The sequence below is a fragment of the Achromobacter kerstersii genome (assembly GCF_902859595.1).
Taxonomy (GTDB): domain Bacteria; phylum Pseudomonadota; class Gammaproteobacteria; order Burkholderiales; family Burkholderiaceae_B; genus Achromobacter; species Achromobacter kerstersii.
Genome location: NZ_CADIJQ010000001.1, coordinates 255905 through 273246, shown reverse-complemented (window position 1 = coordinate 273246; position 17342 = coordinate 255905). Strand labels below are relative to the sequence as shown.

At 64.5% G+C, this 17342-nt stretch carries 6 protein-coding genes; 2 read left to right on the top strand and 4 right to left on the bottom strand.

Annotated elements, in window-relative coordinates:
* Positions 1-88 precede the first annotated feature (88 nt).
* Both HV765_RS01250 and HV765_RS01245 read right to left on the bottom strand, forming a co-directional pair.
* Positions 89-1873: a tetratricopeptide repeat protein gene (locus HV765_RS01250; RefSeq protein WP_254600388.1), complete on the bottom strand. Its 1785-nt coding sequence runs from the start codon at positions 1871-1873 to the stop codon at positions 89-91.
* A gap of 73 nt (positions 1874-1946) precedes the next feature.
* Positions 1947-3974 (bottom strand): tetratricopeptide repeat protein, encoded by a 2028-nt coding sequence (locus tag HV765_RS01245; protein WP_254600387.1) that lies wholly within the window; start codon positions 3972-3974, stop codon positions 1947-1949.
* Positions 3975-4123: 149 nt separating this feature from the next.
* On the opposite strand from HV765_RS01245, the gene HV765_RS01240 reads away from it, so the two are divergent.
* Positions 4124-4972 (top strand): class I SAM-dependent methyltransferase, encoded by an 849-nt coding sequence (locus HV765_RS01240; protein WP_054428054.1) that lies wholly within the window; start codon positions 4124-4126, stop codon positions 4970-4972.
* A gap of 276 nt (positions 4973-5248) precedes the next feature.
* Entirely contained in the window at positions 5249-5833 is a 585-nt protein-coding gene (locus HV765_RS01235) for a hypothetical protein (protein WP_175168497.1), read from the top strand.
* Positions 5834-5862: 29 nt separating this feature from the next.
* Here HV765_RS01235 and HV765_RS01230 read toward each other — a convergent pair whose 3' ends face one another.
* Entirely contained in the window at positions 5863-6369 is a 507-nt protein-coding gene (locus HV765_RS01230) for a hypothetical protein (RefSeq protein ID WP_054428056.1), read from the bottom strand.
* Between the two features lie 64 nt (positions 6370-6433).
* The gene (locus HV765_RS01215; protein WP_276529708.1) at positions 6434-17305 is read right to left on the bottom strand and encodes a retention module-containing protein; all 10872 of its coding nucleotides are present in this window, start codon (positions 17303-17305) and stop codon (positions 6434-6436) included.
* Positions 17306-17342 lie beyond the last annotated feature (37 nt).

Genomic DNA, 17342 nt, shown 5'->3' with positions numbered 1-17342 from the left:
GCGCGGCCCATGCTCAGTCCGCCTACCCCGACCGTCCGATCCGGCTGATACACGCCTGCCCACGTGGATTTCTGCGCAGGCCTGGCGCTTATCGCGGCGCCAGCGCTGACAACGCGGCGGCTACATCCGTAAGCACCGGCCCCCACTGCCCCGGGGCGGGTTGGCGGAATAGCCGCATCGACGGATACCACGGCGAGTCGTTGCGGCCCAGCAGCCAGCGCCAGTCAGGCGCAAACGGCAGCAGGACCCAGACCGGGCAGCCCAGCGCGCCGGCCAGATGCGCGGGCGATGAGTCCACCGATACCAGCACATCAAGCAGCGTGATGAGCGCGGCGGTGTCGTCGAAGCTGCCGAGGTCATGGCCCAGCGACAGCATCGTCATGCCCGCCGGCGGCGCGGCGGCTGAGTCGGCGGCGGCGCCCTTTTGCAGCCCGATGAAGCTCACGCCCGCTTGCGCGAGGGGCGCTAGATCGGCCAGCGCCAACGACCGCTGCGCGTCGTTCGGATGGCTGGGCCGCCCCGCCCACACCAGCCCGACCCACGGCCGCGGCAGGTGCGCCAGACGTTTGCGCCATTGCTCGACGCGCTGCGGATCGGCGTGCAGGTACGACGTGCGGATCGGCAAGTCGCCCAGTCGCAACCCCAGCGCCATCGGCAGGCTCATCAGTTCGCAATGGACGTCGAACGGCGGCGGTATCGTGCCGGCACGAATGATCTGGTCAAAACCGCCGCTGCGTTCGGCCAAGGCGTGGCAGTCGGCATTGACGTCGAGAATGATGCGCGCCCCGCTACGCTCGCGCGCCCACGCTACCAGCCGCAAGAACTGAAAGGTGTCGCCGAACCCTTGCTCGTCATGGATCAGCAAGGTCTGGCCCGCGATGGGCTGCCCTTCCCAACGCGGCTTCTGCACATGGCGCGCCTGCATCGCGGTATGCGCCATCCGGTAACGGAAACGGTATTCCCGCCAACCCGCATCGAAGTCGCCTTGCAGCAGCAACAGCTCGGCCAGGTCGAACCGCAGGCTCGTATCACTGGGCGTATCGCGCACCGCGCGTTCCAGGAGCTTGCGCGCTTCGTCCACGTGGCCCTGTGTACGAAGCGCATGCGCCTGCACACTTGCCGCGTGGGCGTTGGCCGCCGTGGCGCTCACTTCTCTCGCCCCAGCCGCACCCTTGGCGGCGCGTGCCTGTTCAATGCGCGCCAGGTTCTGGTGAGCAAGCGGGGTCAAAGGGTCGATGTCGATGGCGCGGCGGATTGCGGACAGGGCCTCGTCATGACGGCCTTGGTTGCTCAAGGCAAGTGATTGATTACACAGCGTTTGCGCGTGATCGGGGTTCAACGCCAGCGCGCGCCCATAGTGCAAAAGCGCCTGTGCGGTATCGCCCAGCAGCAGGCAGGTGTTGCCCAGGTTGTTATGCGTTTCCGGGCTGTCGGGCAACAACACCGCCACGCGCTGCAAGCATTCCAGGCTGGCGGCCAGTTGCCCCGCCTCTTGAAGGATGATGCCCAGGTTGTTCCAGCCTTCGGCCAGTTGGGGTTCCAATGCCACCGCACGCCGGGCCGCGCTTTCCGCGTCGCCCAGCCAGCCCCTCTGGCGGCACATTTCCGCCAGATTGCTGTGGTACATGGCGGGCGCAAGCGGCGACCGGCACGCGGCGCGAAGGTGCTCGATCGCCATGTCTTGGTGTCCGTAGGCATGCGCTATCAGGCCCAGCAGATGACGTGCGCCGGGTTGATCCGGCACGGTCTCCAGCACCCGCAGGCAAAGCTGTTCGGCATGCGCGGCCTGGCCGGCGTGCCAATGCGCGTAGGCCTGGGTCAACGCGGTTGAGACGGTCAGCGCAGGAGTGGCGGGAGAATGGTTGTTGCCCAAGCGATCCGTTCCACGAAGGGTATGCAAACGTCAGAAAGCAGACATTATCCTCGCAGCTGGCCTGTGGCGGACATCACTCCACCCCGATTCGCCGCGCCCCTTTCCTGAACAAGGCTTGCGCGTCGTCGGTCAGGTGAAATGCCGCCAGGAAATCGCCGACGCGGTAGGCGGGATGCGACTTGCGGATCAACGCCAGAAAGCCGCGCGCCTCGTCCACTCGGTCCGCAATGGCCAGGCTATAGGCGGCAATCGCCAGGATGTGGACATGGGCGTTAGGACGCATCGCCGCCTTGACCGCCCAGTCGGCGGCTTCCTCGATCCGCCCCAACCGGACCAGCGCCAATGCGCGCACGGCCAGCATGCCGAACATCAAGGGGTCGAAGGGGCTCAGATGGCGTGAATGGTCGGCTGACCCGATCGCGGCCTGCGCATCGCCTGACTGGCAATGGACGAACCCCAACGTGTAGTGGCCCAGCGCAAAATTCGGGCTGAGGTCCACGGCGCGCTGCAATTCCGCCAGCGACGATTCCTGGTTGCCGCGTAGCCACAGGGCCCGCCCCATCGCCCAATGCGCCGCGGGGTCCCGGTCGTCGGCCGCCAGGCTCTGGCTCGCGGCTTGTTGCGCCAGGTCCATCGACGGTTTCTGTTCGCCCCACCGCTGGAACGCGTCCTGCCAATGCGTGAACGACAGACCCGCGTACGCCCGCGAATAGGTGGGGTCCAACCGCACCGCCATCTCGAAGAAGTGCCGTGCCTGCAAATTGTCCGCTTGGTTAAAGCGATACATGTGCCACAGGCCGCGATGATGGGCCGACCACGCGTCCAACGAATTCGGTGGCGTGAGAATGGCCCGGTTGCGTTCGGTAGATTCAATCTCGATGTCGATCGACGCGACAATCCGGTTGCCGATTTCATCCAGCGCCACGAAGGCGTCATCGATCGCGTGGTCGAACGTTTCCGCCCACACGATGCGCGCGGAGCGCGACTCAACCAGGGCCACGTCCACGATGATCCGCTTGGCGTGCCGGCGCAACGAACCACTGACCACGAAGTCCACATTCAGCGTGCGGCCGGCCTCCTCTGGGCCCACACTGCGCTGGTCCAGCGCGAAGACGGTTCCCTGCGCAATGATGAACAGGCTGCGCAGCTTCGCCAGCCGGGTGATGATGTCGTAAGCCAAGCCGTCCCCCAGCCCGCCCCGCACCCCGCTGCGCGCCGACGCGTCCGTGAATGGCATGACCGCAATCGACGCACGCCCGGTCCGCTCCCTGCCCCCTTCCGATGGCGCGCCAAGCGCTGCCTCTCCGGTCCTTGCCCCCGCTTCAGGCGGATCGGCCGGCGCCTGCCGCAGTTGCCGCCACGCATCCCGCAAGGGATGCCAATCCAGCCCCTCGTCTTCGAACGCGCGAATCGCAGCGGCCAGGTGCTCATCGCCTTCGCGAAATTGCCCGCGGTCGTTCAGTGATTGCAGCATCAATGCGTGCGCACGCCGGTCGAAGGGCGCCAGCCGCAACCACTGGTCCAGGCAGCCATAGCGTGCTTCGGAACCGGCCGGCAACGTCGCGGCCAGGTGTTCCATAACCGCCGTCTGGCAGGCTCTGAACCGGCGCCGTTGCGCCACCAGCCAACTGTCAAACATGGGACAGGATTTGAGTTGCAGGCCGTCCAGAAAATCGCCTGCGAACAACGCGGCGAGCGCTTGCAACCGCTCGCCGCCCACGCTGCTGATGCCCTGCTGCATTGCCTGTTCAACCTCGACAGCATCGACCTGGCAATCGTGCAGGTCGAGGCTCAGCGTCTCTTGGAAGGCTTGGACACGGCGCAGGCCCGGCCCGTCGAGCAACGCTCGCGCCTTGCTGAGACACCAGCGAAGTTCACCGCGCGGGTCATTCGGAATGTCCCAAAGCAACTCGCACAGATGCGCGCGCGAGACCGCGTGCGGGGCAAGCGCAAGATACGCGATCAGCGCACGTAACTTGCGTGACGGCGGCAAGGCCACGGTGGCGCCCGCCCGGCTGATCGTCATGGCCCCCAGCATTCGAATACGAATGGCGCCAGCCTCTTCGGGCAAACCCGAATTCCCGGCTGCGGCAGATTCCACGCCCGCTACCACGCTCGCCTCCACGCGCCCGACTTACGGTTGAGGTCGGGTCGCAGAACGTGCGGAAACTTTTCCGTCCCTGCCTGTGCATCCACGCCGCGCCGGCAATGCCCGCCAGCGCATTTCCCCCGTCTTAATGGAGACAGACCATGTCCATTTCCGCCACCGCAGCCCCTCAAGCGCAGACTCCCGCGCCGCCCGATCTTGCCGCCCTGAAGGCCCGCCAGCAAGCCACCTGGTCGTCCGGCGACTACGCCGTTGTCGGCACGACGCTTCAAATCGTCGGCGAACAACTCTGCGAATCGCTTGATGTCCGCGCCGGGCAAAAAGTCCTTGATGTCGCAGCGGGTAACGGCAACGCCTCGCTGGCCGCCGCACGCCGGTGGTGCGAGGTCGTCGCCACCGACTATGTCCCCGCATTGCTCAGCCGCGCCCGCGAGCGCGCCGCCGCCGAACGGCTGAAGATCGAATTCCAGGAGGCCGATGCCGAAGCCCTGCCCTTTGCGCCAGCGAGCTTTGACGCCGTCATGTCCACCTTCGGCGTGATGTTCACGGCCGACCAGGACAAGGCGGCCGCCGAACTCATCCGCGTGTGCCGCGCAGGCGGCAAGATCGGCATGGCCAATTGGACGCCAGAAGGCTTCATCGGCCAGATTTTCAAGACCATTGGAAAATATTTGCCCCCGCCGGCCGGGGCAAAATCGCCCGCGCTGTGGGGTACCCGGGCGCGCATCGACGAGATGTTCGGCGCGCACGCTTCGGCAATCCAGGCGGAACCGCGCCATTTCGTTTTCCGTTACCGCTCGCCAGCGCATTGGCTGCAAGTGTTCAAGACCTATTACGGGCCGCTCCTCAAGGCGTTTTCCGCGCTGGACCCTGCCGGGCAAGCGGCTCTGGAAAGCGATCTCATAGCGCAGATAGACCGGTTCAATCGCTCTGGCGACGCCGGTATGGTGGTGCCCAGTGAATACCTGGAAATCGTGATCACCCGCCGGTGACCGGGATGCAATCCCGGCGCCGTCACTGCCAGGGAAATCCGGGTAGGCAGCAAGCGATAGATGGTCCATGGCGCGACGCCTCCACGCCCCTCCGCGCGGCAAGCGGAGCGAGCAATGCGAAGCAGTGACATGCAAAACTGGCGCGCGGGCTAAGCACCCAGCGCCAGGCCGGGACTGATCCTCAGCCTGAAATCATACGCCTGGGCTGCGGGAAGCGGCCAGGGGGAGTTTTGCCCTTGGTTTATGCTGTCAGACTGCAATTTCTGGAGTCAATGAATGCTTTGCATGAAGTGCGGATCGGGTTGCGAGCGCGAAGATCGTTATTGCGGCCAGTGCGGCGCCTCGCTTGCACGCCAGTTTGGCCGCAGCGAAGAAACCGACAAGGCGCAGTCCACGCCTTATCTCACCCGGGTGGACATCAAGCCCTTTGTCATCCGAGGGCGCCAGGTCAAGGTCGACTGGCTATATTGGCCCAGCCTTGCCGCCTGCTTGCTGGCGGTGCTGGGTTTCATCAACGCGTGGGGGCAAGGCTCGGGGTATTTCTGGTTTGCGCTGCTGTTTGTCTTTGGCCTGGTCTTCAAACCGGCCAACGACCTGCGCCGCGTGCGCTTTGGCCGTGTGTGGCGCAGCACCTGCCTGGAAGCCAATGAGTCGGGCGACGTGTTCATCACGCAGCTTGGCGGCGATTGCCCGATTTGCGGCGGGGAATTAGGCTTGCGCACGGTGCGCGGCGGACCCCGGCATTACACCGACAACCCCGTCTACACCGTCGTGCGCTGCGCGGATCAGTATGACCATTACTGGCGCTTTGATCCGCTGGCCATTCACCCGCTGCGCAACGACGCGCCGCCACGTGAATGACGGCAACCTGACCCGGCTGGCCGCGGCAATCAGCTCTTGGCTTGCCGCGCCAGCTTTTGCTTGCTGCGGTCTGCGGCTTCCTGGGCCAGGTTCTTGATGTAGCCCTCGTAGGTTTCACCGTGCGTCGCCTTGCGCACTTCTTCACCGACCTGGCACGCCCACTTCTCGCCGCCGATGATCAGCGCCGATTGCGTGATCAGGTCGGCATACGACGACCGCAACACAAAGGCGATGCTCTTCTCGTAATTGCCCCCCTCGCGTTCAAGCTTGGTGGCGATCTGCCAATTCGACACGGCATTGATCAGCACCGCATTCAGGTGGTCGAAGTGCGCACGGTAGAAGGTATTGCGCGGCAACCGTATCAGCGCTTCAAAGAAACCGTGGTTAATGTCGTCATCAGGAACGTCCTTGTCGCGGTCGATCAGGTCGTCCCACAAGTGCGCGATGCGGCACACCATATCGACGTAGTCCGCCGCAGCCGCGTTCCCCTTGAACCAGGTCAGCAGCTGTTCACGCTCGAAAAAATGCTTGGGCATGGGATGAATTCAAATAGCAGCGATCCGGCCCGCTGGGCCGGATCGCGTGGGGGAAAGGGCAGGCTTATTGATCGACGATCAGTTTACCCTTGGTCAGCAAGTCGTTGATGACCTGCGCGCTGGACAGCGCCCCGTTGTTGGTCAAGTCCACGTTCTCCAGCACGATCTTCTGGTTCACGTTGTGCTGCAAGTCGCCGTTGGTGCTGACGTTGATCACCGTATCGTTGCCCTGCTTCTTGAACTCCAGGAACTGCGACAAGGTGCCCGTGTGCTCGCCCTGCAAGAGATCACGCAAGTCCAGCACGTCGCCCTGATTGGCGATGGTGGCGTTGGAGAAGTCCTTGATGCGGTCAACGGCAGGCGCTGCCGCCGTACCCTGGTCGTTGAGTTCCCACTTGAAGGTATCGCTACCGGAACCGCCCACCAGGATGTCGTTACCCTTGCCGCCGACCAGGACGTCGTTGCCCGTGCCGCCGTAAAGAATGTCGTTGCCCTCGCCGCCGTTCAGGTAGTCGTTGCCACCCTGGCCGTAGAGAATGTCGTCACCCTTGCCGCCATACAGGAAGTCGTCGCCGCCGCGCGTGTCGTTGGCTTTGTCGAATTCAGCATGGTTCTGCTGCAAGTACGAGAACAGGTCCGCCGTCGTCGGCGCCACACCGCCCTTTTGCGCCGTCAGGTAATCCACCAGCCCCTGCCAGCCCTGGCCGTCGTGCGTGCCTTGAGCATGGCCAGCCCATGACAGGTGATCCGTATTGATGGTGTCACCGAACATGATGTCGTTGCCGTCGCCACCGTGAATCGTGTCGCTGCCCACCGCGGCCAGCTCCGTCGACGAATGGCCGCCTTGCAGCGCCGCATTCAGTTCGTTGGCGTTGTTGACGATCTGCGGCTGGCCCACTGTGCCGGTCACGTACTGCGTTGAGGTGCTGCAACCGCTGCTCACCTCGACCCCTTGCGAACCGCTGCCGGTGGCATTGGTGTTGTCGAAGAAGCGCAGGTAGTCGCTATTGACGCCCGCACCCATGCCAATACCGTACATGACCACCTTGTTGCCGCCCACCAGCACGCCAGAGCCGTCCACCAGCGGCTTGGCCGCGTCGATGGAACTCTGCAGCACTTCCTTCATGTTGCCCGACTGGCCATTGCTGCCATAGCGGGTGGGATCGCCATCCGTCAGGAAGAAGGTCAGGTTCTGATAGTTGTGCGCTGCGTCCTTGCCGCCGTTCACCTGCGAGTTGAACCAGCTGACCGCCTTGTTGAAGGCGTCTTCGTAGTTCGTGTTCCCGCTGGCGCTCAGGGCGTCAATGGCGTCAAGCAGTTGCTTGACGTTGGATGCGCTCAGGTTGTTGATCGTGACACCCGTCTTGGCCGTGTCCGCGAACGGAATCAGGCGCACGTTGACGATGCCGTCGTGCTGGGCCAACTGGTTGGCCAGCGACGTCAACGACGCCTTCAGCAAGTCGATACGCGTCATGTTGGTGTTGCCGATCTTGTCCTTCATGCTGCCGGACACGTCGACAATCAACGAGATGTTGTAGTTCTTGCCGGGCTCCACCGCCGTCACGGAACCGCCGCGGTCGCCAACGATGATGTCGTTGCCACCACCGCCGTTCAGGTCCGTATTGCCGTTGTTGTTGCCCAAGACCAGCTTGTCGGTCGACAACGTGAACGTGTGCTCGGCCGAGGTGTCCTTGCCGCCGTGTTCCGTGCCGCCCGCATCACGCACCGAGAAGCCAAACGACGAATCGCCGCCATTGCTGCCCGCCGTGAAGACAAGCTTGCCCGACTGGATATCCGCCACGGTGATGACCTGGCCGGCGGTAACCGGCTGGCCGTTGAACGTCAGCGTGCCCTCGCCTGCGCCCGGCGTGCGGGTGATGACGACGCTTTGGAAGCTGTCGTTCTCGACGCCGTCGTTGAACGGGAAGTCGCCAACCTTCAACACGTAGCTGCTGCTGATGTTGACGTGCGCCGATGCGTCGCCCGAGACCGGGGCGTCGTTCGTGCCCACGATGGTGACCGTGACCGGGCTGGACGCGGTGCCGTCTTGCGACGCCACGCTGAAGCTTTCCGACAGCGTTTGGCCGGCCTTCAGGTTTTGCACGGCGGCCAGCGCGTTGTTCAGCTGGTACGTCCAGTTGCCGTTCGCGTCCACCGTGAACGTGCCATACAGACCCGGCACGCCGGACTGCGCCTGCATGAAGCTCTGGTTGGCGTCAGGGTCAGACACGGTCAGCTTGCCGCTGGCGAAGACGGCAGAGTCTTCGTACACGGTGTCGGCGCCCGATCCAGTGATCGTCGCCGCGTCGTTCTTGCCCATGACGGTGACCGTCAGCAAGGCCTGGCTGGTGCCGCCCTCGCCATCGGACACGGTGTACCAGACCGAGGTCTGGCCAGACTGGCCTTCCGGCAGGGACTGGAAGTCAGCGCCCGGGTCGAAGGAATACGTGCCATCGGCGTAGATGATGAACGTGCCGCCTTGCAGGCCGGCAACCGCCTGGCCCACCTTGTTCCCATCGCCGCCCACCGCCGACACGTGCAGCGCGTCGCCGTCCGGGTCCACGTCGTTGGCCAGCACGCCCTTGGTCACATCGGTGACCTGGATGGACGTGTCTTCGTCCGTATTGGCCTGATCATTCACGGCTTCAGGCGCCGGGTTGGTGATGTTCCACTTGAACGTTTGCTCGGTCGATGCGCCCGCCGAGTCCGTCGCCGTCACAGTGATCGTATGCACGCCGGTGCCGCCATACTGGGACGCCGAATGGTCGATCTTGCCGCTGATGACGCCGGTTTCCGGATCGATGCTCAGCCCCGCCGGCAGGCCGGTGGCGGTGAACGTCAGCTTGTCGCCGGTTGCCAGGTCGGCGTCGTTGAAGTGGCTCGACACATCCACGCTGACGACCGTTTGCGAATCTTCGCCGTTCTGGTTGGCGATTGCGGTGGACGTGGGACCCGTGTTGGTGCCCGTGACCGTCACCGTCAACGTGGCCGACGACGTGCCGCCCTCACCGTCCGACACGGTGTAGGTAATCGACGTCGTCGCCGTCGCGCCGTTCGCCAAATTCTGGAAGGCGCTGCCGGGGTTGAACGAGTAGGAGCCGTCAGCGTTCAGCGTGAACGTGCCGCCGTTGGAACCGGCGATGGCCGTGCCGACATTTGCCGCGTTGCCGTTCACTTGCGAGACGGTCAGCGTGTCGCCGTCCGGATCGGTGTCGTTGACCAGCACGCCATGGTCGGCGTCAACCGACAGCGTCGCGCTTTGCTTGGTATTGCCTTCGTCATCAAGCGCCGTCGGAGCCGGGTTCTTGACGTCCCACGAGAAGTCTTGCGTAACCGAAGCGCCAGCCTTGTCGGTCGCGGTGATGGTGACGGTGTAGACCCCGTCGGTACCACCTTGCGAGGCGGAACGGTCCAGCGTGCCGGTGATGATGCCGGTAGCCGGGTCGATCGTCAGGCCGGGCGGCAGGCCCGTTGCCGAGTAGGTCAGCACGTCGCCGGTGTCGACATCCGTGAACTGGCCGGAGATGTCGACCGGGGTGATGGCCTGGCCGTCGTTGCTGTTCTGGTCGTCGAGCGTCACGCCCGGGGTCAGCGTGGGGGTGTCGTTCGTGCCGGTGATCGTGACCGTCAGGGTCGCGGTCGACGTGCCGCCTTCGCCGTCGGAAACGGTGTAGGTGATCGACGACGTTGCGGTTTGATCAACGCCCAGCGAGTTAAACGTCGAACCCGGGTTGAACGTGTAGGAACCGTCGGCGTTAAGCGTGAACGTGCCGCCGTTGGAACCCGTGATGGCGGTGCCGACGTTGGCGGCGTTGCCGTTGACTTGCGAGACCGTCAGGTTATCGCCGTCAGGATCGGTATCGTTGGTCAGTACGCCATTTGCAGCGTCAACCGACAACGATGCGCCCTGCTTCGTATCGCCTTCGTCGTTGACGGCGGTCGGCGCCGGGTTCTTGACGTCCCACGAGAAGTCTTGCGTGACCGAAGCGCCAGCCTTGTCAGTGGCGGTGATGGTGACGGTGTACACGCCGTCGGTGCCACCTTGCGAGGCGGAACGGTCCAGCGTGCCGGTGATGATGCCGGTGGCCGGGTCGATGGTCAGGCCGGGCGGCAGACCGGTGGCGGAGTACGTCAGCACGTCACCGGTGTCGACATCCGTGAACTGGCCGGAGATATCGACCGGGGTGATGGCTTGGCCGTCGTTGCTGTTCTGGTCGTCCAGCGTCACGCCCGGGGTCAGCGTCGGGGTGTCGTTCGTGCCCGTAATCGTGACCGTCAGCGTTGCCGTCGAGGTGCCACCTTCGCCGTCGGAGACGGTGTAGGTGATCGACGACGTCGCGGTTTGATCAACGCCCAGCGAGTTAAATGTCGAACCCGGGTTGAACGTGTAGGAGCCGTCGGCGTTAAGCGTGAACGTGCCGCCGTTGGAACCCGTGATGGCGGTGCCGACGTTGGCGGCGTTGCCGTTGACTTGCGAGACCGTCAGGGTATCGCCGTCAGGATCGGTGTCGTTGGTCAGTACGCCGTTGGCGGCGTCAACGTTCAGCGATGCACCTTGGTTCGTATCGCCTTCGTCGTTGACGGCGGTCGGTGCCGGGTTCTTGACGTCCCACGAGAAGTCTTGCGTAACCGAAGCGCCAGCCTTGTCAGTGGCGGTGATGGTGACGGTGTACACGCCGTCGGTGCCACCTTGCGAGGCGGAACGGTCCAGCGTGCCGGTGATGATGCCGGTGGCAGGATCAATCGACAGGCCGGGCGGCAGGCCCGTTGCCGAGTAGGTCAGCACGTCGCCGGTGTCGACATCCGTGAACTGGCCGGAGATATCGACCGGGGTGATGGCTTGGCCGTCGTTGCTGTTTTGATCGTCGAGCGTCACGCCCGGGGTCAGCGTGGGGGTGTCGTTCGTGCCGGTGATCGTGACCGTCAGGGTCGCGGTCGACGTGCCGCCTTCACCGTCGGAAACGGTGTAGGTGATCGACGACGTCGCGGTTTGATCAACGCCCAGCGAGTTAAATGTCGAACCCGGGTTGAACGTGTAGGAGCCGTCGGCGTTAAGCGTGAACGTGCCGCCGTTGGAACCGGTGATGGCGGTGCCGACGTTGGCGGCGTTGCCGTTGACTTGCGAGACCGTCAGGGTGTCGCCGTCCGGATCGGTGTCGTTGGTCAGTACGCCGTTCGCGGCGTCAACCGACAACGATGCGCCCTGCTCCGTATCGCCTTCGTCGTTGACGGCGGTCGGAGCCGGGTTCTTGACGTCCCACGAGAAGTCTTGCGTGACCGAAGCGCCAGCCTTGTCGGTGGCGGTGATGGTGACGGTGTAAACGCCGTCGGTACCGCCTTGCGAGGCCGAGCGGTCCAGCGTGCCGGTGATGATGCCGGTGGCAGGGTCGATGGTCAGGCCCGGCGGCAGGCCGGTTGCCGAGTAGGTCAGCACATCGCCGGTGTCGACATCCGTGAATTGCCCGGAGATGTCGACCGGGGTGATGGCTTGGCCGTCGTTGCTGTTTTGATCGTCGAGCGTCACACCCGGGGTCAGCGTCGGGGTGTCGTTCGTGCCGGTGATCGTGACCGTCAGGGTCGCGGTCGACGTGCCGCCTTCACCGTCGGAAACGGTGTAGGTGATCGACGACGTTGCAGTTTGATCAACGCCCAGCGAGTTGAACGCGGAACCCGGGTTGAACGTGTAGGAGCCGTCGGCGTTCAACGTGAACGTGCCGCCGTTGGAACCGGTGATGGCGGTGCCGACGTTGGCGGCGTTGCCGTTGACTTGGGAGACGGTCAGCGTGTCGCCGTCCGGATCGGTGTCGTTGGTCAATACGCCATTAGCGGCGTCAACGTTCAGCGATGCACCCTGCTCCGTATCGCCTTCGTCATTGACGGCGGTCGGTGCCGGGTTCTTGACGTCCCACGAGAAGTCTTGCGTGACGGATGCGCCAGCCTTGTCGGTGGCGGTGATGGTGACGGTGTACACGCCGTCGGTACCACCTTGCGAGGCGGAACGGTCCAGCGTGCCGGTGATGATGCCGGTGGCAGGATCGATCGTCAGGCCGGGCGGCAGGCCCGTTGCCGAGTAGGTCAGCACGTCGCCGGTGTCGACATCCGTGAACTGGCCGGAGATGTCGACCGGGGTGATGGCCTGGCCGTCGTTGCTGTTTTGATCGTCCAGCGTCACGCCCGGGGTCAGCGTCGGGGTGTCGTTGGTGCCGGTGATCGTGACCGTCAAGGTCGCGGTCGACGTGCCGCCTTCACCGTCGGAAACGGTGTAGGTGATGGACGACGTCGCGGTTTGATCAACGCCCAGCGAGTTAAATGCAGAGCCCGGATTGAACGTGTAGGAACCGTCAGCATTCAGCGTGAACGTGCCGCCGTTGGAACCGGTAATCGCCGTGCCGACATTCGCGGCGTTGCCGTTCACTTGCGAGACGGTCAGCGTGTCGCCATCCGGATCGGTGTCGTTGGTCAACACGCCATTGGCGGCGTCGACGTTCAGCGATGCACCTTGATCGGTATCGCCTTCGTCGTTGACAGCGGTCGGAGCCGGGTTCTTCACGTCCCACGAGAAGTCTTGCGTAACCGAAGCGCCAGCCTTGTCGGTCGCGGTGATGGTGACGGTGTACACGCCGTCAGTACCGCCTTGCGAGGCCGAGCGGTCCAGCGTGCCGGTGATGATGCCGGTGGCCGGGTCGATGGTCAGGCCGGGCGGCAGGCCCGTTGCCGAGTACGTCAGCACATCGCCGGTGTCGACATCCGTGAATTGACCAGAGATATCGACCGGGGTGATGGCTTGGCCGTCGTTGCTGTTTTGATCGTCGAGCGTCACGCCCGGGGTCAGCGTCGGCGTGTCGTTGGTGCCGGTGATCGTGACCGTCAGGGTTGCCGTCGACGTGCCGCCCTCGCCGTCGGAGACGGTGTAGGTGATGGACGACGTCGCGGTTTGATCAACGCCCAGCGAGTTAAATGTCGAACCCGGGTTGAACGTGTAGGAGCCGTCGGCGTTCAGCGTGAACGTGCCGCCGTTGGAACCCGTGATGGCGGTGCCGACGTTGGCGGCGTTGCCGTTGACTTGCGAGACCGTCAGCGTGTCGCCGTCGGGATCGGTGTCGTTGGTCAGTACGCCGTTCGCGGCGTCAACCGACAACGATGCGCCCTGCTCCGTATCGCCTTCGTCGTTGACAGCGGTCGGTGCCGGGTTCTTGACGTCCCACGAGAAGTCTTGCGTGACCGAGGCGCCAGCCTTGTCGGTGGCGGTGATGGTGACGGTGTAGACGCCGTCGGTACCACCTTGCGAGGCGGAACGGTCCAGCGTACCGGTGATGATGCCGGTGGCAGGATCAATCGACAGGCCGGGCGGCAGGCCCGTTGCCGAGTAGGTCAGCACGTCGCCGGAATCCACATCCGTGAATTGACCAGAGATATCGACCGGCGTGATCGCCTGGCCGTCGTTGCTGTTTTGATCGTCGAGCGTCACGCCCGGGGTCAGCGTCGGGGTGTCGTTCGTGCCCGTAATCGTGACCGTCAACGTTGCCGTCGAGGTGCCACCTTCGCCGTCGGAGACGGTGTACGTGATCGACGAAACGGCCGTTTGACCAACGCCCAGCGAGTTGTAGGTCGAACCCGGATTGAACGAGTACGAACCGTCGGCGTTCAGCGTGAACGTGCCGCCCGTCGAGCCGGCGATTGCCGTGCCAACATTGGCCGCGTTGCCGTTGACCTGCGAAACCGTCAAGGTGTCGCCATCCGGGTCGGTGTCATTCGTCAACACGCCGTTGGCGGCGTCAACCGACAGGGTTGCGCCCTGGTTCGTGCTGCCGTCGTCATCCAGCGCCGTCGGAGCCGGGTTCTTGACGTCCCACGAGAAGTCTTGCGTGACCGACGCGCCGCTCTTGTCCGTCGCCGTGATCGTGACGGAGTAAACGCCATCCGTACCACCTTGCGAAGCCGAACGATCCAGCGTGCCGGTGATGATGCCGGTAGCCGGATCAATGGTCAGTCCAGGCGGCAGGCCCGTTGCCGAGTACGTCAGCACGTCCCCAGAATCCACATCCGTGAATTGGCCAGAGATATCAACCGGCGTAATCGCCTGGCCGTCGTCGCTGTTTTGATCGTCGAGCGTGACACCCGGCGTCAGCGTCGGCGTGTCGTTCGTACCAGTGATGGTGATCGTCAGCGTCGCCGTGTCCGTCGCGCCTTGTGCGTCGGACACCGTGTAGGTGATCGACGTGGTGGTCGTCTGGCCGACGCCCAGCGAATTGAATGCGCCGCCCGGATTGAAGGTGTACGTTCCGTCCGCATTCAGCGTGAAGGTGCCGCCGTTGGAACCTGCCACGGCCGCGCCTACGCCCGCCGCGTTGCCGTTGACGTGCGACACGCTCAGCGCGTCGCCGTCGGGGTCAACGTCATTGCCCAGCACGCCTTCGGTGCGGTGGTCGACAACCAGCACGTTGTCTTGCGACGTCGCGCCGTTGTCATCGGTGGCGATCGGCTCGGGGTTGCCCACCTTCCACAGGAAGGTCTGCGTCACCGATGCGCCCGACTTGTCGGTGGCCGTGACGGTGATCAGGTACTCGCCCTTCACGCCGGTGTTGGTGTGGTCCGACGCCCAGTTCGCGAACGTGCCGGTGAACGTGCCGGTTGCCGTGTCGAACGTCAGGCCGCCGGGGATGTGGTCGACCGAATACGTCAGGACGTCGCCCGCGTCGATATCGCTGAATGCGCCCGCGACGCTGACCGTCACGGTGTCGCCGTCCATGTTGTCGCGGTTGTCCAGCGCGATGGCCGTGGGCGCGTCGTTGGTGCCGGTGATTTCAACCGTCAGCGTTGCCGAGCTGAAGCCGCCCTCGCCGTCCGAGACCGTGTACGTGATCGAGGACGTGGTCGTTTGGCCGGCGGCCAGCGAGTTGAACGCGGAACCCGGATTGAAGGTGTAGGAACCGTCGGCGTTCAGCGTGAACGTGCCGCCGTTTGAGCCCGCGATGGCGGCGCCGACATTGGCGGCGTTGCCGTTGACTTGCGACACCGTCAGGGTGTCGCCGTCGGGGTCGGTGTCGTTCTTCAGCACGCCATTCGCCGCATCAACCGTCAGCGTGACGCCTTGGTCGGTGCCGCCTTCGTCGTTGACGGCAGTCGGCGTGGGGTTATTGACGTCCCACGCGAAGTCTTGCGTGACCGAGGCGCCGCTCTTGTCGGTGGCGGTGATGGTCACGATGTACAGGCCATCCGTACCGCCTTGCGACGCCGAGCGGTCCAGCGTGCCGGTGATGATGCCGGTGGCCGGATCAATGGTCAGCCCGGGCGGCAGGCCCGAGGCCGAATACGTCAGCACGTCGCCATTGTCCACGTCGGTGAACTGGCCGGAGATGTCGACCGGGGTAATCGCCTGGCCGTCGTTGCTGTTCTGGTTGGCAAGGATGACGTCGGGAATCAGCGTCGGCGCGTCGTTGGTGCCGGTGATCGTGACCGTCAGCGTGGCGGTCGACGTGCCGCCCTCACCGTCCGAAACGGTGTAGGTCAGCGACGAGGTCGCGCTTTGGCCAGCTGCGAGCGAATTGAATGCGGAACCCGGGTTGAAGGTGTACGAACCATCGGCGTTCAGCGTGAAGGTGCCGCCGCCGGAACCGGCCACGGCCGTGCCGACGTTGGCGGCGTTGCCGTTCACTTGCGAGACCGTCAGCGTGTCGCCGTCCGGGTCCGTGTCGTTGGCCAGCACGCCATTTTGTGCATTGACGTTCAGCGTGACGTCTTCGTCCGTGCTGCCCGTGTCATTCACGGCCGTGGGTGCGGGGTTGGTCACGTCCCACTCGAACGCCTGCGAGGTGCTTGCGCCAGCGGGGTCCGTGGCGGTGACGGTGACCGTGTAGACGCCGTTGGCGCCGCCTTGCGAAGCGGAATGGTCGATCGTGCCGGTGATGATGCCGGTGTTGGGATCGATGCTCAGGCCCGGCGGCAGGCCGGTGGCGGAATAGGTCAGCTTGTCGCTGGTGTCGATGTCAGAGAAGTTGCTCGACACATCAACGCTGATGCCCGTCTGCGCGTCCACGCCCGACACGTCGGAGATGGCGGTAGAAACCGGACCATCGTTGGTGCCGGTAATGGTCACGACCAGCGTGGCCGTGGACGTCGCGCCACTGGGGTCGGTGATCGTGTAGGAGATCGTGCTGGTGGCGGTTTCACCGGCGGCAAGCGACACATACTGGTTGCCCGGCGTGAACACATAGCTGCCGTCGGGCAGCACGGTGAACGTGCCGCCGTTGGAGCCAGTCACGGTGACACCGGCCGGCGTCATCGCGCGGCCGCTGACCGACACGATCGCCAGCGGGTCGCCATCGGGGTCCGTGTCGTTGGACAGCAAATTGCCGCGCACTTCGGCGCTTTGTTCACCGCGGCCCGCGTCGTCCAACGCAACCGGCGCATTGTTCAGCGTCGGCGTCGCGGCGGCGTCGCCGTCGCCGGTCGCGCCTGCGCCCGACACACGATTCAGCGTATCGTCGCCGCGCGCCGGGTTGGGATACGCCAGATCCAGCGGCGTGGTGGTTTCCAGGATGCGGGCCAGGCGCACGAAGCTGCTGCCGCCGGCATCGCCGCCGCCCGCCACGATGGCAGCGGTGGGGTCCAGGTCATCGAACGGGTCGCGGCCAGCTTGCAGCGCGGCCAGCAGGCGATCCGAATCCGTGCCCGAAGGCGGCGTCACGGCGGCTTCGGACGGGTCGGCAAGCGGGCCGCCCATGTCGGGGCTGATAGCGACTTCACGGCCTTCGCCGATCACGATCGGCATGCCGTTTTCAACTTGAAGCGAAACCGTTGCGCCCGACGCCGTGACGACGTCGCTACCGGCCGGAACCTTGCTGCCTTGGTGAAGTTCAGTCAGAGAGCCGTCGCTATTGCGAATCCAGGCACGACCGGTGATTTCGTTGACGACAGCGGGAGAAGTATTGGCCATAACGATTCCATTTCAGGAGGTTATCGAAGATGACCGG